The 17,147-nt window shown below is 71.5% G+C and carries 13 protein-coding genes; 8 read left to right on the forward strand and 5 right to left on the reverse strand.

Annotation, left to right across the window (positions count from 1 at the left end; translation table 11 throughout):
- The first annotated feature begins 241 nt into the window (after positions 1 to 241).
- Together MOTC310_RS01615 and MOTC310_RS01620 are read left to right on the forward strand one after the other, a co-directional pair.
- Positions 242 to 508, forward strand: coding sequence for a hypothetical protein (locus MOTC310_RS01615; RefSeq protein ID WP_331294266.1), 267 nt, complete (start codon positions 242 to 244; stop codon positions 506 to 508).
- Positions 509 to 678: 170 nt separating this feature from the next.
- The gene (locus tag MOTC310_RS01620; RefSeq protein ID WP_331294265.1) at positions 679 to 996 is read left to right on the forward strand and encodes a hypothetical protein; all 318 of its coding nucleotides are present in this window, start codon (positions 679 to 681) and stop codon (positions 994 to 996) included.
- 34 nt (positions 997 to 1,030) lie between these two features.
- On the opposite strand, the gene MOTC310_RS01625 is transcribed toward MOTC310_RS01620, so the two are convergent.
- On the reverse strand, positions 1,031 to 3,736 hold the full coding sequence (locus MOTC310_RS01625) for an MGH1-like glycoside hydrolase domain-containing protein (protein ID WP_331300566.1): 2,706 nt from the start codon (positions 3,734 to 3,736) through the stop codon (positions 1,031 to 1,033).
- A 311-nt stretch (positions 3,737 to 4,047) separates the two neighbouring features.
- Here MOTC310_RS01625 and MOTC310_RS01630 point away from each other — a divergent pair, with 311 nt between their 5' ends.
- The 6 genes from MOTC310_RS01630 to MOTC310_RS01655 all read left to right on the forward strand — a co-directional run bounded on the left by MOTC310_RS01630 (position 4,048) and on the right by MOTC310_RS01655 (position 10,922).
- Positions 4,048 to 5,181, forward strand: a complete 1,134-nt coding sequence (locus MOTC310_RS01630; protein WP_331300567.1) for a branched-chain amino acid ABC transporter substrate-binding protein — start codon at positions 4,048 to 4,050, stop codon at positions 5,179 to 5,181.
- A 121-nt stretch (positions 5,182 to 5,302) separates the two neighbouring features.
- Positions 5,303 to 6,211: a LysR family transcriptional regulator gene (locus MOTC310_RS01635; protein ID WP_331300568.1), complete on the forward strand. Its 909-nt coding sequence runs from the start codon at positions 5,303 to 5,305 to the stop codon at positions 6,209 to 6,211.
- Positions 6,212 to 6,321: 110 nt separating this feature from the next.
- The gene (locus MOTC310_RS01640) at positions 6,322 to 7,086 is read left to right on the forward strand and encodes an HpcH/HpaI aldolase family protein (RefSeq protein ID WP_331300569.1); all 765 of its coding nucleotides are present in this window, start codon (positions 6,322 to 6,324) and stop codon (positions 7,084 to 7,086) included.
- 22 nt (positions 7,087 to 7,108) lie between these two features.
- Entirely contained in the window at positions 7,109 to 7,996 is an 888-nt protein-coding gene (locus MOTC310_RS01645; protein WP_331294260.1) for a 2-hydroxy-3-oxopropionate reductase, read from the forward strand.
- 44 nt (positions 7,997 to 8,040) lie between these two features.
- Complete coding sequence (gene garD, locus MOTC310_RS01650; RefSeq protein ID WP_331300570.1) at positions 8,041 to 9,630, forward strand: galactarate dehydratase; 1,590 nt, start codon at positions 8,041 to 8,043, stop codon at positions 9,628 to 9,630.
- 89 nt (positions 9,631 to 9,719) lie between these two features.
- On the forward strand, positions 9,720 to 10,922 hold the full coding sequence (locus MOTC310_RS01655) for a PepSY-associated TM helix domain-containing protein (protein WP_331300571.1): 1,203 nt from the start codon (positions 9,720 to 9,722) through the stop codon (positions 10,920 to 10,922).
- Between the two features lie 195 nt (positions 10,923 to 11,117).
- On the opposite strand, the gene MOTC310_RS01660 is transcribed toward MOTC310_RS01655, so the two are convergent.
- The 4 genes from MOTC310_RS01660 to MOTC310_RS01675 form a co-directional block, all read right to left on the reverse strand.
- On the reverse strand, positions 11,118 to 13,298 hold the full coding sequence (locus MOTC310_RS01660) for a TonB-dependent siderophore receptor (protein ID WP_331300572.1): 2,181 nt from the start codon (positions 13,296 to 13,298) through the stop codon (positions 11,118 to 11,120).
- Positions 13,299 to 13,723: 425 nt separating this feature from the next.
- Positions 13,724 to 14,362: a TetR/AcrR family transcriptional regulator gene (locus tag MOTC310_RS01665; protein WP_331300573.1), complete on the reverse strand. Its 639-nt coding sequence runs from the start codon at positions 14,360 to 14,362 to the stop codon at positions 13,724 to 13,726.
- On the reverse strand, positions 14,359 to 14,658 hold the full coding sequence (locus MOTC310_RS01670; protein WP_331300574.1) for a hypothetical protein: 300 nt from the start codon (positions 14,656 to 14,658) through the stop codon (positions 14,359 to 14,361). The genes MOTC310_RS01665 and MOTC310_RS01670 overlap by 4 nt, the downstream gene beginning before the upstream one ends.
- A gap of 389 nt (positions 14,659 to 15,047) precedes the next feature.
- Positions 15,048 to 16,886, reverse strand: coding sequence for an NADPH-dependent assimilatory sulfite reductase hemoprotein subunit (locus MOTC310_RS01675; protein ID WP_331300575.1), 1,839 nt, complete (start codon positions 16,884 to 16,886; stop codon positions 15,048 to 15,050).
- Between the last annotated feature and the right edge of the window lie 261 nt (positions 16,887 to 17,147).

A 17,147-nucleotide genomic window follows, 5' to 3' on the forward strand; every position in this document is an offset into this window, starting at 1 on the left:
GCGGATGATGCGTTGATGCATCACCGGGGCCGGCTCACCGGCCGCCGACGCGGCTCGGTGGCGCTCCGGCGGCGCGGCAGGGCCCGCGACAGGGCCCGCGACCGGGGGCCGCGACCGGGGCCTCATTCGGGAACCATCCGGGAGGCCCGTGCCTTCCTGGGCGGGACTGCGGGCGGATCGGATCCGGCCGCCAGCCCTTCGGAAACGCCCGTCTCCCGGGCGGCGAGAGAGGAAATATCCCGTGCGTTCAACGATCATCACCGCCGCCCTGCTGGCGGTCCTCGGCTCCGCCGTCGCGATCCCGGCCTCGGCCGCGCCGATCGGTCCCGGCACCGGCGTGTCGGCGCCCGCCGACATGGTTTCGACGGTCCAGATGGATCCGATGGAGCGCCACATGATGCGCCGTCGCATGGAGCGCCGGATGATGCGCCACCGGATGGAGCGCCACATGATGCGCCGCGAGATGCGCCACCGCATGATGCGCCGCGAGATGATGCGCCGCATGTGACGATCATCCGCGCCGGGGCGATCGCCCCGGCGCGGACCGTGAAGGATCCGCGCTGCGGGCGGCCCGCGACGCGGGACGGAGCGCGGGCTGGCCGACGCTGCCACGTTCGAGGTGGTCGAACCATCCGCGCCCCGACGCGTTTGATGCCACCGAAAGGGAGGATTGGTACGATGAAGGCGATTCTGGCAGCGGCCGCGGTGAGCCTCGGCATCCTGGGCGTGGTCGGCCCGGTCTCCGCGCAGCCGCGCCCCGACTACGACGATTACGGCGGCCGCGGCTACCGCGATCGCGGCGACTACGAGTACCGGGACCGCGGCTACCGCGACCGGGACGATTACCGGGGCCGCGCCAATTACGGGTTCGACGAGCGTGAGTACCTGCGCTGCAACCCGGATGTCCGCCGCGCCGTGGCCAACGGCCAGATGGAATCGGGCGCCGCCCATTACCGGGTGTTCGGGCGCCGCGAGGGCCGGCGGCTGAGCTGCTGACCGGACCGGCCTGGTCCCGACCGGCCGGGCCCGCCTATCGGCCTCGCGCCCGGTCGCGCAGCAGGTTGATGATCAGGGCCGTCCAGCCGGTCTGGTGCGCGGCGCCGAGCCCGCGGCCGGTATCGCCGTCGAAGAACTCGTGGAACAGCAGAGGCTCCTCGGCGCCGGGCGCCGGGGCGATCGGCGGGCGGGTCCCGAAGGCCGGCCGGCGGCCGGTCCCGTCCTTGGCGAACAGGGCGATCAGGCGGTCCTCGAGGGCGTCCGCGACGGCGCTGAGCGTCAGCATCGCGCCCGAGCCCGTCGGATACTCCACCCGGAAATCGTCGCCGTAATAGGTGTGGAAGCGCCGCAGCGCCTCGACGATGAGGAAGTTCATCGGCATCCAGACCGGGCCGCGCCAGTTCGAGTTGCCGCCGAACATGTTCGACGTGGAATCGGCCGGGTCGTACTGGACCGTGAAGGAGGCGCCGAGCTCGTTGAGCAGGTAGGGTGCGTCGCGGTGCACCTTCGACAGGGAGCGCACGCCGTAGGGCGAGAGGAACTCGGCCTCGTCGAGCATGCGGCGCAGCAGGGCCTTCATCCGGTGGCCGCGCAGCAGCGACAGCAGCTTGCGGTCCTTCACGCCGCCCTCGGTCCAGCGGGATACCAGCCGGGCGAGGTGAGGCCGGTTCTCCAGAACCCAGTTGAGGCGCCGGGCGAAGTCCGGAAGCCGGTGGAGCACGGAGGGCTCGATCACCTCGACGGCGAAGAGCGGGACCAGCCCGACCATCGAGCGGACCCGCAGCGGCAGCATCCCGCCGCCGGGGATGTCGACCTCGTCATAGTAGAACTCGTCGATCTCGTCCCACAGGCCGAAGCCCTGCCCGTCCCCGCCTGACCCGCCCATGTCGGTCATCGCCTCGGCGATGAGCAGGAAGTGCTCGAAGAACTTCGAGGCCGTGCTCTCGTAGACGTCGTTGTGGAGGGCGAGCTCCAGGGCGATGCGCATCATGTTGAGCGCGTACATCGCCATCCAGGCGGTGGCGTCGGCCTGATGCACCACCCCGAAGCCCGGGGGCGGGCGCGAGCGGTCGAACACGCCGACATTGTCGAGCCCCAGGAAGCCCCCCTGGAACACGTTGCGCCCCTGCGCGTCCTTGCGGTTCACCCACCAGGAGAAATTGATCAGGAGCTTGTGGAACACGCCTTCCAGGAAGGCGAGGTCGCCGCGCCCGCCGCGCCGGTCCCGGTCGATCTCGAACACCCGGTAGGTGGCCCAGGCATGGACCGGCGGGTTGGCGTCGCCGAACTCCCACTCGTAGGCCGGGAGCTGGCCGTTCGGGTGCATGTACCATTCGCGGGTCAGCAGCAGGAGCTGCTTCTTGGCGAAGTCCGGGTCCAGCAGGGCCAGCGGCAGGCAGTGGAAGGCGAGGTCCCAGGCGGCGAACCAGGGATATTCCCAGGTGTCGGGCATCGACAGCACGTCGGCCGCCGCGAAGTGGCGCCACTGGCCGTTGCGGCCGCCCGCGCGCTCCCGGGGCGGTGCGGGCTGGAGCGGGTCCCCTTCCAGCCAGCGCCGCACGTCGTAGCGGTAGAGCTGCTTCGACCAGATCAGGCCGGCGGCGGCCTGCCGGAAGATGGCGCGGGCGTCCGGGCCCGCGATGCCGTCCTGCAATTCCTCGTAGAACGCGTCCGCCTCGGCCACCCGGCGGCGGACCAGGGACCCGTCGTCGACGGCCCGGGCGCGCATCCCCGCCGACAGCCGTAGGCGGATCCGGGCGGTCTCTCCGGGCGCCAGCCGCAGCGCGTAGTGCAGGCCGAGCTTGGTGCCCGCGTCCCGCCGCACCGCCGAACGGTCGCGGCCGACGATCGCCGCGTGGAGCCCGTCCTTGAACGGCCCGGGAGCGTCCGGCTGGCCGCCGTGCAGCCGCAGATTGGTGTCGTTCTCGCAGAACAGGAGGTCGGGATCGCCGTCGAAGGCGAGCCGGTACGGCCCGAGCCGGTCGTCCGTGCAGACCGCGCCCCCGTCGGGCGCGCGGGCGATCCGCGGACGTGCCTGCCCGGCCTCCCAGGACCACGTGTTGCGGAACCAGAGCTGCGGGACGACGTGCAGGTCGGCGGGCTCGGGCCCCCGGTTCAGCGCGGTGATCACCGCGTGGACGTCGTCGGCGTCGGCCTTGGCGTATTCCACCGTGACGTCGAAGAACCGGTCCCCGTCGAAGAGGCCCGTCTCCTCGATCTCGTACTCGGGCTGCTCCCGCCCGCGCCGCATGTTCTCGTCGACGAGGTCCGCGTAGGGAAAGGCCGCCTGCGGATAGCGGTACAGCATCTTCAGGTAGGCGTGGCTCGGGACCGCGTCGAGGTAGTGGTAGACCTCCTTCACGTCCTCGCCGTGGTTGCCCTCCTGGTTGGTCAGGCCGAACAGCCGCTCCTTGAGGATGCGGTCGCGCCCGTTCCAGAGGGCGAGGGCCAGGCAGAGGCCGCCGCGCTCGTCGCAGATCCCCGCCAGCCCGTCCTCGCCCCAGCGATAGGCGCGCGAGCGGGCCTCCTCGTGCGTCAGGGCGGCCCAGGCGTTGCCGCAGGGGCTGTAATCCTCCCGCACGGTCCCCCATTGCCGCTCGCTGAGATAGGGCCCCCAGAGCGACCACGCCCGGTCGCCCCGGCCCTGCTCGGCGATCCGGCGGCGCTCGGCCCAGTCCACCGACGCGTCCCGCACCCCGTCACGATCCGCGTCACGATCCTCGTTCCCGCGCGGACCCATCAGCCGCGACCCGGACGCGGGCTCGGACGGCGGGCAGAGGGGGCGCGGCGGGGACAGGAGGCGGCCATCGGTCACGGCGGGTTGCTGCGGATGCGCCGGCCCGATGCATCATTGACGCCAGCCCGCCGGCCGGGCGGCGCACCCGTGCCCAGGCCCGGGCCCATCCGGGCCCGCCGCGGAAACCTTGACCCAGGTGAAGGTGAGCGACAGGATCCCCGGGCTGATCTGTGACTCGGCGCGCGGCGATGCGCGTTGATCTGTCCGAACTCAGCGTTCGTCGGCGATCTGACCGGCCGCATCTTGGGGGAAAGATGACGCGATTACTGATGGCCGGCCTGGCCGGGCTGCTGTTCATGACCGCGGCGCAAGGTCAGGAGGGCGGCGCGCCGGTGAAGATCGGCGTCGCCGCGCCCATGACCGGGCCGAACGCGGCCTTCGGCGCCCAGATCCGGAACGGCGTGAGCCAGGCGGTCGAGGACCTGAACAAGGCCGGGACGCTGAAGGGCAGGACGCTGACCGTCACGGTCGGCGACGACGCCTCCGACCCGAAGCAGGGCGTCTCGGTCGCCAACAAGTTCGCCAGCGACGGCGTCAAGATGGTCGTCGGCGACTACAATTCCGGCGTCACGATCCCGGCCTCCGACGTCTACCTCGACGCCGGCATCATCCAGGTCACGCCGGCCTCCACGAGCGTGAAGTTCACCGAGCGCGGCATGTGGAACACGTTCCGCACCTGCAGCCGGGACGACCAGCAGGGCGCGGTGGCGGGCAGCTACCTGGCCGATCACTTCCCGGGCAAGAAGATCGCCTTCGTCCACGACAAGACCCCCTACGGCAAGGGTCTGGCCGACGAGACCCTGAAGGCGTTCAGGGCCAAGGGCGGCAAGGAGGTGCTGTTCGAGGGCATCAACCCGGGCGAGAAGGACTACGTGGCCCTCGTCTCCAAGATGAAGTCGGCCAACGTCGACCTCGTCTATTTCGGCGGCGTGCACACCGAGGCCGGGCTGATCATCCGGCAGATGCGCGATCAGGGCCTGGCCGCCCGCATGATGAGCGGCGACGCCATCCCCGACAAGGAATTCGTCCAGATCGCCGGCCCGGGCGCGGCGGGGACCCTGATGACCTTCGCGCCCGACGCCCGCAAGAACCCGAGCGCCAAGGGCGTGGTGGCGGCGTTCAACGCCCGGGGCATCGATCCCGAGGCCTACACGCTCTACGCCTACGCGGCCGTGCAGGTCCTGGCGAAGGCGATGGCCGAGACCGGCTCCAGCGACGGCAGGAAACTCGCGGACTGGCTGCACCAGGGCAGGCCGGTGGACACGGTGGTCGGGCCGATCGCCTACGACAGGAAGGGCGACCTCACCCGGCCCGACTACGTCATCTACGAGTGGACCAAGGGGCCGGACGGCCGGATCGACTATGCCGGGCACGAGGTAACCCCGTAGGCCGGCCGGGCCCGGAGGCCGCCGCCTCAGCTAATTGGATGAGGGCGGCTGCCTGAACGTGGCGGCCGCGAAGGCCTTATGCTTCCTCCCGACTGCGTCGCCATCCGCAGAGGGAGCCGTCATGTTCGATTTCAGCCAGCTCCGGTGCTTCGCCGCCGTGGCGGAGGAGCTGCATTTCGGGCGTGCGGCCGCCCGGCTGAACATGACGCAGCCGCCCCTGTCGCGGCAGATCCAGGTCCTGGAGCGCGTCCTCGACGTGCAGCTCCTGGAGCGCACCAGCCGCACCGTCCGGCTGACCGCCGCCGGCCGCAGCTTCCTGCCCGAGGCCCAGCGCATCCTGCGGCTCGCCGAGACCGCGACCCACGTCACCCGGCAGGTCGCGGCGGGCCGCGCGGGCGTCCTCAAGTGCGGCTTCACGGCGGCCTCGGCCTACGACTTCCTGCCGCGGCTCGTCACGGCGTTCCGGCGGGCGCTGCCGGACGTGACGCTCGCGCTGCGCGAGATGGTCAGCAAGGACCAGATCGAGGAGCTGCTCGCCGGCCGGATCGACGCCGCGCTGGTCCGCCCGCCGGTGACGCATCCGGACCTGATCGCCGTCCGGGCGCTGGCTGAACCCCTCGTCGTGGCCCTGCCGGCCGGCAACCCCCTGGCCCTGCGCGACGCGCTCACCCTCGCCGATCTGGGGCGCGAGCCGTTCGTCGGCTACGCGCCGAACGAGGCGCGCTACTTCCACGACCTCGTCCTCGGCCTGATCGCCGAGGCCGAGATCCGGCCGGCGATGGTCCAGCAGCTCACGCAGATCCACTCGATCCTGGCCCTCGTCCGGGCGGCGCTCGGCATCGCCCTGGTGCCGGCCGCCGCCGAGCGCCTGCGCTTCGAGGGCGTGGTGTTCCGGCCCCTCGCCCTGCCCGCGCCGCGGCCGGTGGAACTGCTCCTCGCCTGGCGCCGCGACGCGGACGACCCGCTGATCGCCCAGCTGGTCTCGATCCTCGCCGAGATGCCGCCCGCCCGAGCGTATGCGGTCGATTGATGCTCGATCCGCATCGATTGATCCAGTGTTTGGCTTTGACCTCGCGGCGGAAGGCTGCGCGTGATGGGGCGGACGGCGCGCAGACGCCGCGACGCCCAGGGAGGATCGTGATGGACAGCCTCACCAACCGCTTCAAGGCGGCCCTCGCCGAGGGGCGCCAGCAGATCGGCCTGTGGTGCAGCCTCGCGAGCCCCATCTCCACCGAGGTGGTCGCCGGGGCCGGGTTCGACTGGCTGCTCCTCGACATGGAGCACTCGGCCAACGACCTCCGGGACATCTACGCCCAGCTCCAGGCGATGATGGAGGGCGACACGCACCCGATGGTGCGGGTGCCGAGCGACGATCCCATCACCATCAAGCGCATCCTCGACGCCGGCGCGCAGTCGCTGATGATCCCCAACATCGACGATGCCGAGCAGGCCGCCCGCGTGGTCGCGGCGACGCGCTACGCGCCCCGCGGCATCCGCGGCTTCTCGCAGGCGCCCCGCGCCGCCCGGTTTGGCCGGATCAAGGACTACCACACCCGCTGCGAGGCCGAGATCTTCGTGGCGGTGCAGGTCGAGTCCCGCCGCGCCCTCGACAATCTGGACGCGATCGCCGCCGTGGAGGGCGTGGACGGCGTGTTCATCGGGCCCGGCGACCTCTCCACCAGCCTCGGCTATCTCGGCCAGCAGGGCCACCCGGAGGTGGTCGCCACCATCGAGGCGGCGGTCGCCCGGATCGTCCGGGCCGGCAAGCAGGCCGGCATCCTCACGCCGAGCGAGGAGCTGGCCCGCCGCTACATCGCGGCCGGCACCCGCTTCACCGCGGTGGGCTCCGACATGGGGCTGCTCGCCCGCAACGCCGAGGCGCTGGCCGCCCGCTTCCGCGCCTGACCCGCAACCGGGATCGATCCCCATGAACATCGGATTCATCGGCCTCGGTATCATGGGCGCGCCCATGGCGGGTCACCTGATCGCGGCGGGCCACAGCCTGTTCCTCAAGAGCCGGCGCAGCGTCCCAAACGCGCTGCTGGCCGCGGGCGGCACCGCCTGCGCCACCGCCGCCGAGGTCGCGAAGCGGTCCGACACGATCGTCCTGATGCTGCCCGACACGCCGGACGTCGAGCAGGTCCTGTTCGGTCCCGGGGGCGTCGCCGAGGGCCTGTCGCCGGGCAAGACCGTGATCGACATGAGCTCGATCGCGCCGCTCGCCACCAAGGATTTCGCCGTCCGGGTCGCCGCGCGGGGTGGCGCCTATCTCGACGCGCCGGTCTCGGGCGGCGAGGTCGGGGCCAAGAACGCCGCGCTGTCGATCATGGTCGGCGGTGAGCCGGAGGTTTTCGAGCGCGCCAAGCCCCTGTTCGAGGCGATGGGCAAGACGGTCACGCATGTCGGCCCGGTCGGGTCCGGACAGGTGGCCAAGGTCGCCAACCAGATCATCGTCGCCCTGACCATCGAGGCGGTGGCCGAGGGGCTGCTCTTCGCCTCGAAGGCCGGCGCCGACCCCGCCAAGGTGCGGCAGGCGATCACCGGAGGCCTCGCCACCTCGCGGATCCTGGAGCTGCACGGCGCGCGGATGATCGAGCGGACCTTCGACCCGGGCTTCCGCATCGGCCTGCACCAGAAGGACCTGAACCTCGCCCTGGACAACGCCCGGACGCTGGGCCTCAGCCTGCCCGCCACGGCGCTGGCGCAGCAGCTGTTCTCGGCCTGCGTGGCCCAGGGCGGCGCGGCCTGGGACCACTCCGCCATGGTGAAGGCCCTGGAGGCCCTGGCGAACCACGCGGTCGGCGACGCCGCCTGATCCCGACGGAAGCCCGGACGGGCGCGTCACGGAAGGAGCACCCGATGCAGGCCGAGATCGAAGCCCCGACCCGCCCGCGCCCGGCCGCCGCGGGAGCCGGAGGGGGCGGAGACGTGCCGCGCACGATCCGCCTGAGCGACAGCGACAACGTCGCGATCGTGGTCAACGCCTTCGGGCTGCCGGCCGGCACGGTGTTCCCGGACGGGCTGGAACTCGTCGAGTTCGTGCCGCAGGGCCACAAGGTGGCGCTCACCGACATCCCGGAGGGCGGGGAGGTCCGCCGCTACGGCGAGGTGGTGGGCATCGCCACGCAACCGATCCCGCGGGGCGCCTGGGTGGAGGAATCCCGCGTCGCGACGCCGGTCGCCCCCGCCCTCGACGCGCTGGACATGGCCACCCGCGTGCCGGCTCCCCTGCCCCCGCTCGCGGGCTACACCTTCGCGGGCTACCGCAACCCGGACGGGTCGGTGGGCACCAAGAACATCCTGGCGATCTCGATCAGCGTGCAGTGCGTCGCCGGCACCCTCGACGTGGCGATCCGGCGGATCAAGCAGGAGCTGCTGCCGCGCTTCCCCAACGTCGACGACGTGGTCGGCCTGACCCACGCCTACGGCTGCGGCGTCGCCATCAACGCCCCTGAGGCGGTGGTGCCGATCCGGACCCTCCAGAGCCTCGCGCAGAACCCGAATTTCGGCGGCGAGGTCATGGTCGTCGGCCTCGGCTGCGAGAAGCTCGTCTCGGAGCGGCTCCTGCCCGACAACGGCGCGGCCGGCGACGGGGTGGTGCGGCTCCAGGACGAGCGCCATCACGGCTTCTCGGCGATGATCGAGAGCATCCTGACGATGGCGGAGGCCCGCCTGGAGGTGCTGAACCGCCGGACCCGCGAGACCTGCCCGGCCTCGGACCTCGTGGTCGGCCTGCAATGCGGCGGCAGCGACGCCTTCTCGGGGGTGACCGCCAACCCGGCGCTCGGCTTCGCCGCCGACCTGCTGGTCCGCTGCGGCGCCACCGTGATGTTCTCGGAGGTGACCGAGGTGCGCGACGCGATCCACCTCCTGACCCCGCGCGCCAAGACTCCGGAGGTCGCCGAGGCGCTGGTCCGCGAGATGGCGTGGTACGACGCCTACCTCGCCAAGGGCGAGGCCGACCGACGGGCCAACCCGTCGCCGGGCAACAAGAAGGGCGGCCTCAACAACATCGTCGAGAAGGCTCTGGGCTCGGTCGCCAAGTCGGGCACGAGCGCGATCTCCGGGGTCCTGGCGCCGGGCGAGCGCGTCCGCGAGAAGGGCCTGATCTTCGCCGCGACCCCGGCGAGCGACTTCGTCTGCGGCACGCTGCAGCTCGCCTCGGGCATCACCCTGCAGGTGTTCTCCACCGGCCGCGGCACGCCGTACGGTCTCGCACAGGCGCCGGTGATCAAGGTCGCGACCCGCACGGAGCTGGCCGAGCGCTGGTCCGACCTGATCGACCTGGATGCCGGCCGCATCGCCACCGGCGCGGCCACGATCGAGGAGGTCGGCTGGGAGCTGTTCCACCTGATCCTCGACGTGGCGAGCGGGCGCAAGCGCCCCTGGTCCGACCGGTGGGGGCTGTTCAACGACCTGACCCTGTTCAACCCCGCGCCGATCACCTGAGGCCGGCGGGACGGCCGGACAGGCGGGCGGGGCATGCGTCCCGCCGCGTCGTCAGCGTGGCCGGACTCTGCTAGGCAGCCGGCACTGCCATGACGCTGCCGATTCCCGCCCTCCGGACCCTGCTCTTCCGCCTGCACTGGGCGCTGGGCCTCACCGCCGGCCTCGTCCTCGCCCTGATGGGCCTGACCGGGGCGCTGATGAGCTACGAGGAGGCGGTGACCGCCTTCGCCAACCGCGACCGGCTCGAGGTCGCGCCCGCCGGGCGGACGGCGCTGCCCCCCGCGGCGCTGGCGGCGCGGATCGACGCGCAGGCGGGCGGCCGCGTCGCCAACGTGCTGACCCTGTCGGACGATCCGCGCGCGAGCGTCCATGTCCGCTTCGCCCGCGATCCCGAGACCCGCGCGCGGCCGCCCGCCGCCTACGCCGACCCCTACGACGGCAGCCTGCTCGGCCCCGTGCGGCTGGAGGGGGCCTTCACCACGGTGCGGGACCTGCACCGCTGGCTGCTGCTCCCCGGCGGGTCCAAGGGCTGGGGCCGCACGATCACGGGCGCCTGCACCCTGGCGCTGCTGGCTTTCCTGGCGACGGGTCTCTACCTGCGCTGGCCGCGGATCCATCGCTGGCGGATCTGGCTGAAGCCGGCCCTGTCGCGCCCCGGCCGGCCGCGCTGGTGGTCGCTGCACGCCGTGGTCGGGACGTGGCTGCTGCCGGTCTACCTAGTGATCGCGCTCAGCGGCCTGACATGGTCCTACCCGTCGTTCAAGGACGGCGCCACGCGGCTGCTCGCGAGCGCTCCGGACGCGGGGAAGCCTGCGCGCCCGGCCGGGGGCAAGGCTGCCGGACGCCCGGTCGATGCCGGGGCCGATGGCGGCGCGGCCATCGACCGCGCCTGGGCGGATTTCCGCGCGCGGACCGGTGACGCCGCTGGCACCGCGGTCCTGACCTTGCCGGGGGCCGACACGAAGGCGATCCGGATCCGCTGGCTGCACAAGGGCGTCGATGCGCCGAGCGCCCGCAACGAGGAGCGCTACGATGCCCTCACGGGCGCCCTGCTGGCCTCCGAGCGCGCCACCGATGCGCCGCTGGGCCGGCGTCTCTTGGACAACATCCTGGAGGTGCATCGCGGCCGCTTCTTCGGCGATCTCGTCGCTCTGCTGTTCTGTCTCGCGGCCCTGGCCATGCCGGGTTTCGCGGCCACCGGCCTGACCCTCTACGTCCTGCGACGCCGCGCCGGTGCCCGGCGCAGGGCCGTCGAGCCGAAAGCGTCGGCAGGGGTCGTCCGCGCGGTGTGAGACCCCGCGCCCGTGTGGCCTCCGACCGCTCCAGCCCGCTCGCCGTCGCGAGCGCCGCGAAGGCGCTTGGGGCGTCATGACGCCGGTCCGTGGAGCGCCGCCCGGGCGTGCATCGCTCCGTGCGGGGCCGGCAGCGCTGCGCGCGCCCGGTGACGCGACGAGACGAGGCCGCCTCCGCGAGGCCGCCCGCCCGGTTCAGAGCCGGGCGGTGATCGTCGCCAGCACCGTGAACGGCGCGCCGGGGGTGTTGTTGGTCGCGCTGGTCGGCGCCTCGATGTAGCGCACGTTCGTCAGGTTGCGCATGTTCACCGACAGGCGCCAGTGGGCGTCGAAATCGTAGTACACGAGCGCGTCGAGACGGTTGTAGGCGCCCACGGTGAAGCTGTTGTCGAGGTCGCCGTAGCGCCGGCCGACATGGGTGACGCCGAAGCCGAGCCCGAGCCCGCGCAGCGGGCCCTGCTGGACATCGTAGGTCGTCCACAGGCTGCCGCTGAACACCGGCACGCCGGTGAGCCGGTTGCCGACCGCGAAGGTCGTGTCCTTGGTGATCCGGGCGTCGATCAGGCCGACGCTGCCGATGATGTTCCAGCCGGGCAGGATCTCGCCGGCCAGATCGGCCTCGACACCCCGCGACCGCTGCTGGCCGGTGATGACCGAGAAGGTGGGATTGCGCGGGTCGGTGGCCGCGACGTTGTCCCGGACGATCTGGAAGGCGGCCGCGCTCAGGGTCAGGCCGGGCGTGAGATCGAGCCGGGTGCCGGCCTCGACCTGCTCGCCCGTGCTGGGCGGGGGGCTCGCCACGTTCAGCACGCTGGCGGTCTGCGGCAGGAACGACGTGGCGTAGCTCGCGTAGAAGGTCAGCGGCTCGAACGGCCGGTAGATCAGCCCGACCCGCGGCGAGGCGCCGAACAGGGTCTGCTCGGGCGGCTGGGTCCGCGAGGCCGGCTGGCGGTTGAAATAGTACTGGCTGCCGAGATCGAACCGTGCCCCGACGACGAGCTGCAAGCCCGGCGCCAGCACGATCTGGTCCTGGGCGTAGAGCCCGAACACCTCCAGCTTCTGCTTCAGGTCGGCCTGGAACTGGAGCGGCTGGAAAGCCGCGCCGAACATCGGGTTGAGGAAGCTGACCGGGGCGAGGTTGCCCTGCTGGGAGAAGGCGTGGCGGAAGCCGTTCGAGTACTCGAATCCGAGGAGCGCCGTATGGGCGAAGCCGAAGGTGTCGAACTTCATCACGGCCTCGGTCTGGCTGTCGACCGCGGCGAAGCGCGAGTTGACCGTGGCTTCGCGCCGGGTCAGCAGCGTGCCGGCATTGTTGACCGATAGGGCACGGGCGGCGAACACGTCGAACGTGCCCCATTGCCCGGCGATGACCTGCCGGAGCGTCAGGTTCTCGTTGACGTCGTGCTCGGCCCGCAGGGTGATCGTGTTGAACGCGCCGAAGTAGCGCGAGGACGGCTCACCGTAGAACCGGCCGATGTTGTCGAGCGGGACGCGGCCGCGAAAGGCCACCAGCCCCTCGTCGTACTGGGTGTGCTGGTTGGTGAATTCCGAGTTCACGTAGACCCGGGTGTCGGCGCTCGGCGTCCAGCTGAAGGCCGGCGCCACGAAGACGCGCCGGTTGGTGTCGCCACCGTAGTTGCGGAAGGTCGGATCCTCCTGGGCGGCGAAGCTGAGACGCGCCGCGAGGCCCTCGACGGCGGGCAGGGCGCTCGACACGGAACCCTGGAAGCGCCGGAAGCCGAAGCTCCCGCCCTGGACGCTCGCGTCGGCCGTGGGCTCGAATGTCGGCCGGCGGGTGACGATGTTGATGACGCCGCCGGGATCGCCCCGGCCGAACAGCACGGAGGCCGGCCCCTTGATCACCTCGACGCGCTCGGCATCCACGAGGTCGCGCGTCACCGGGTAGAAGTTGATGGCCGGATCGACCAGCATGCCGTCGACGGCGAAGACCTGGGTGGAGAAGCCGCGGATCAGGTAGTTCTGCGACCGTCCCTGCACCGTGCTGCCGAGGACCACGTTGCTGACGTTGGTCACGGCATCGGTCAGCCGCAGGTCCTGCTGATCGGTGATCACCGAACGGGGCACGACGTTGATCGATTGCGGCGAGTCGCGCACCGGCGTGTCGGTGCGCGTGGCGGTCGCCGAGCGCGTCGCCCGGTAGCCGACGACGGGACCGTCGGCCCGCTCGCTGGCCGGGCCCGTGCCCGCAACACTGAGTTCGGAGAGAACGACCTCGTCGGCGGCCGGCTCGGATTGCGCGCGGATCTCTGTCGGCGCGAGCAGAAGGAGCGACGTCGCGAGTCCGGTGCTGCAGAAATTCAGGCGCGACCGGCAGTATTTGATTTGATCGAAGGTGTCGATCTGGACAAAAGGCATGATTTAAAATCGTTCTTAAGAGCGGCGTATCCGCGCGGTGCGGTATTTCTAGAGTGCAAACACCGCCTGCTCTCAATGCCGATCGGAAAAGAAGCGGGTCACGCGCGCGTCCTCTGCCGGGATGTGGCGCGGAAAGCACGCTTTGAGGAGCAATACTTTGAAGTCATTCAAAGATGTCAACTTGAGCGTGTGATTTGTCGCGATTATGCAACCCGACGCATCCGGGGCCGGGGCAGGAGTGGCCCGACTCACGGCCTCGGGCTCCGCGATGGCGCGCAGCATTGCCCGGAACGGCCAGCCGGCCCGCGTGAGGGGGGATCGTGGACCGGCCAGCCCACCGCGCGCCGGAACCGGCGCGCGATCGCGGATGGCGGCCGTGCGGGCTCGTCGCCGGTGCGGCCCGGAGAAGCGCCGCGTCGCCGGGATCAGCGGGCCGCGGGCCGATCCGGGGGCACCGAGGACGGCAGGCGGCCGTCGAGCCCGGCGTCGAGCAGCGCGTGGAGCTGGGCGATCGCCGCGGCGACGTCGTAATCGGGCAGCGCGGCGCGGCCCACGACGATCCCCTTCATCAACGGCGCCAGCAGCGCGTAGAGCCCTGCCGGGTCGCAGTCGGGCGCGGTGGCGAGTTCGGACAGGGTCGTCACGAACCAGTCGCGGCTCTCGGCCTCGGTTCGCGCCGTCATGGCGGCGATATCGGGGTTGCGGGTCGATTCCGACCAGATCTCCACCCGCAGGGTCGCGGCCTCGCGGGTGATCGACGCGAAATAGCGGGCAATGATGCCCAGCAACGTCCCGCGCGGGTCGCCGCTGCCCTCCATCTCGGCGACCAGGAGCGTTCCGCGCTCGCGCTCGCGCTCCACCAGTCCGAGGACCAAGGCCTCCTTGGATTCGAAGTAGCGGTAGAAGTTGCCCGGACTCATCGCGGCCTCGCGGGCGAGGTCCTGCATGGTGGTGCGATGGAAGCCGTTGCGGGCGAAACAGGCTTCGGCGGCGTCGAGGATATGCGCGCGCCGGGCGGACGGGCCGCCGCGGGCCTCCGCGGCCCTGTCCGCTGCGCCGGTCACTGTCCGGGCTGCGCGGTGACCGCGACCGGCGCGACGCGGCTCTGGTCCTTGCCCAGGCTGGCGATGGCGCAGGATTGCGGTCCCTGATGCAGGTCGGCGCAGATCCGGGCCTGCCAGCCGTCCGGTCCGGCCCCGGTCCAGCCGATGAGCGCCAGCCAGGCGAGGGCCAGGACGGCGCCGAAGGTCAGGTTGGCGGGCGTGCAGACGGTCCGGACGAGGGCGAGGACGCCCGAGCCGCGGGCGCCGAAGCGCTCCGTATCGAGATCGGACCAGCGGCCTTCAAGGGTGAGAGCCATCGCGCGCTCCTGTGTGCCCCAATGTTGTAATGAACGTTCATTCTCATGTCAATGAACGTTCATTCTCATCGCGGCCGGAGAGGCCCACGGGGGCGGACGGCCGGTCGAGTTCGGCCTCAGGACCAGGTGTGCGCCGAGCAGGCCGACGAAGCCGGCGCGGGGCGCCGCCGTTGTCGTCCGCGGGGGGCAGGCAGATGAGACGGCGTTCTCGAGCTCCCCTCAGGCCCTTCCTCCCGAGCGGGCAGCCGCCTCGGAGGCGATGCCCAGGGACCGCCCGGCCGGCAGGCGGCCTCCGAGACCATCGCGGCGTTCGGCCTCTCGGGATGAGGCGGGATGGGCGGACCGGGTTGGGCTCGGCCCGCGTCCGGCCCCGACGCCGCGATCCTGCTTCAGCCGAGGGTGGCCGGCTTGAGGGCGCCGGTCCGCTCGTGGAAGTCCGGGCCGTTGGTGGTCCGGGCCACGTGGCCGGCGCGGACCAGGTAGTCGCCGAAATGCTCGCCCGGCTGCCGGCCCTTCGCGTAGTCTGCGAAGAGCGGGTCGAGGGTGTCGCGGATCTCGGAGGCCGCCACGTCCTCCCGGTAGAGCTTGCTCAGCCGCGAGCCGTCATGGGCGGCGCCCAGATAGAGGTGGTAGCGCTCGGGGCCGCGGCCCACGAGGCCGATCTCGGAGATGAACGGCCGGGCGCAGCCGTTCGGGCAGCCGGTGGAGCGGATCGTGATCTCCTCCTCGGCAAGCCCGTGGGACGCGAGGCTCTCCTCCAGCTCGGTCATCAGGTCCGGCAGGTAGCGCTCGCTCTCGGCCAGTGCGAGCCCGCAGGTCGGCAGGGCGACGCAGGCCAGCGAGCTGCGCCGCAGCGCGCTCGCGCCCCGGGTCAGGCCGTACTCGTCGACGAGCGCGTCGATCTCGGCGCGCTTCTCCGCCGGGACGTTGGCGATGATGACGTTCTGGTTGCCGGTGAGGCGGAAATCGCCCTCGTGCACCTCGGCGATGCGCCGCAGGCCCGACAGGAATTGCGCGCCGCCCGCGATGTCCTTGATCCGGCCCGAGGGCACGTAGAGCGTCAGGTGGTGACGGCCGTCGTCGCCCTCCACCCAGCCGTAGCGGTCGCCGTTGCCCGTGAAGGTGAAGGGTTTGGGCGCGCCGAGCTTCTTGCCGATCCGCTTCTCCACCTCGGCCCGGAAGGCGTCGAGCCCGTAGCGCTCGATCGTGTACTTGAGCCGGGCGTTCTTGCGGTTCTTGCGGTTGCCCCAGTCGCGCTGGACGGTCATCACCGCCTCGGCGACCTTGATGGCGTCCGCGGGCTCCACGAAGCCCATCACGTCGGCGGTGCGCGGGAAGGTGTCGGGCTCGCCGTGGGTCATGCCCATGCCGCCGCCCACCGTGACGTTCCAGCCGGTGACCTGGTTCTTCTCGTCGAGGATCGCGATGAAGCCGAGGTCGTGGGCGAAGATGTCGACCTCGTTGGAGGGCGGCACCGCCACGACGGTCTTGAACTTCCGCGGCAGGTAGGTCCGGCCGTAGACCGGCTCGACCTCGGCCGCGTCCTCGCCGCCGACCACGCGCTCGCCGTCGAGCCAGATCTCGCGCCACGCGCTGGTCTTGGGCAGCAGCGAGTCGGAGATGTCCTTGGCGAGCTGGTAGGCGGCCTTGTGGGCGCCGACCTGGGCCGGGTTCGTCGCCGCCATGACGTTGCGGTTGACGTCGCCGCAGGCCGCGATCGTGTCGAGCAGCGCGCCGTCGATCGCCGCCATCGTGCGCTTCAGGTTCGACTTGATCACGCCGTGGTACTGGAAGGTCTGGCGCGTGGTCGCGCGCAGCGCTCCGCCCGCGTAGGTCCGGGCGATGTCGTCGAGGATCAGCCACTGCTTCGGGGTGATGACGCCGCCGGCGATGCGCAGGCGGATCATGAAGCTGTAGGCCTTGTCGAGCTTCTTCTTGGTCCGCTCGGGGCGCAGGTCGCGGTCGTCCTGCAGGTACATCCCGTGGAACTTCACGAGCTGTCCGTCATCCTCCGAGATCGCCCCGGTGGCGTGCTTGAGGAGGCCGTCCGCCAGGGTGCCGCGCAGGTAGCCGCTGGCGATCTTGATGTGCTCGTTCGCGGCGAGTTTCTCCGCGCGCGCGGCCTCGGCGTCCGTGATCGGGCGCGCGGTCGGCGGGGTCTCGTAGACGCGCTTGGCCGGGGCGGAGGTCGGGGTCTCGGCGGCGTCGCGGGGGCTGTGGTCGTCCATGGGGTGAATCCGTCTGTCTGAACGCGTCTTCCTCCCCGATAGGGAGGTGGCGAGCGGGGCGAAGCCGGTGCAGGACTGGAACCGGATCCGCGACCGGCCCCCTCTCCCGGGCGGGAGAGGGTTGGGGTGAGGGGCGCGCCCTCTCCGGAAAGACCTGATCCCTCACCCTGTCCCTCTCCCGCCCGGGAGAGGGGACCTGCGTCCCGCCTGTCTCTGCCGCATCTCGTCGAAGGCCCCCCGCGGTGCGGGGAGCGGTGTGTC

The organism is Methylobacterium oryzae (genome assembly GCF_036441375.1).
GTDB classification, from domain to species: domain Bacteria; phylum Pseudomonadota; class Alphaproteobacteria; order Rhizobiales; family Beijerinckiaceae; genus Methylobacterium; species Methylobacterium oryzae_A.

Coding starts and splice junctions, on each gene's coding strand:
- MOTC310_RS01670 (WP_331300574.1), bottom strand. CDS start 14,658: ATGGCTCTCACCCTTGAAGGCCGCTGGTCCGATCTCGATACGGAGCGC.
- MOTC310_RS01640 (WP_331300569.1), top strand. CDS start 6,322: ATGGACAGCCTCACCAACCGCTTCAAGGCGGCCCTCGCCGAGGGGCGC.
- MOTC310_RS01675 (WP_331300575.1), bottom strand. CDS start 16,886: ATGGACGACCACAGCCCCCGCGACGCCGCCGAGACCCCGACCTCCGCC.
- MOTC310_RS01635 (WP_331300568.1), top strand. CDS start 5,303: ATGTTCGATTTCAGCCAGCTCCGGTGCTTCGCCGCCGTGGCGGAGGAG.
- MOTC310_RS01655 (WP_331300571.1), top strand. CDS start 9,720: ATGACGCTGCCGATTCCCGCCCTCCGGACCCTGCTCTTCCGCCTGCAC.
- MOTC310_RS01660 (WP_331300572.1), bottom strand. CDS start 13,298: ATGCCTTTTGTCCAGATCGACACCTTCGATCAAATCAAATACTGCCGG.
- MOTC310_RS01630 (WP_331300567.1), top strand. CDS start 4,048: ATGACGCGATTACTGATGGCCGGCCTGGCCGGGCTGCTGTTCATGACC.
- MOTC310_RS01625 (WP_331300566.1), bottom strand. CDS start 3,736: ATGGGTCCGCGCGGGAACGAGGATCGTGACGCGGATCGTGACGGGGTG.
- MOTC310_RS01645 (WP_331294260.1), top strand. CDS start 7,109: ATGAACATCGGATTCATCGGCCTCGGTATCATGGGCGCGCCCATGGCG.
- garD (WP_331300570.1), top strand. CDS start 8,041: ATGCAGGCCGAGATCGAAGCCCCGACCCGCCCGCGCCCGGCCGCCGCG.
- MOTC310_RS01620 (WP_331294265.1), top strand. CDS start 679: ATGAAGGCGATTCTGGCAGCGGCCGCGGTGAGCCTCGGCATCCTGGGC.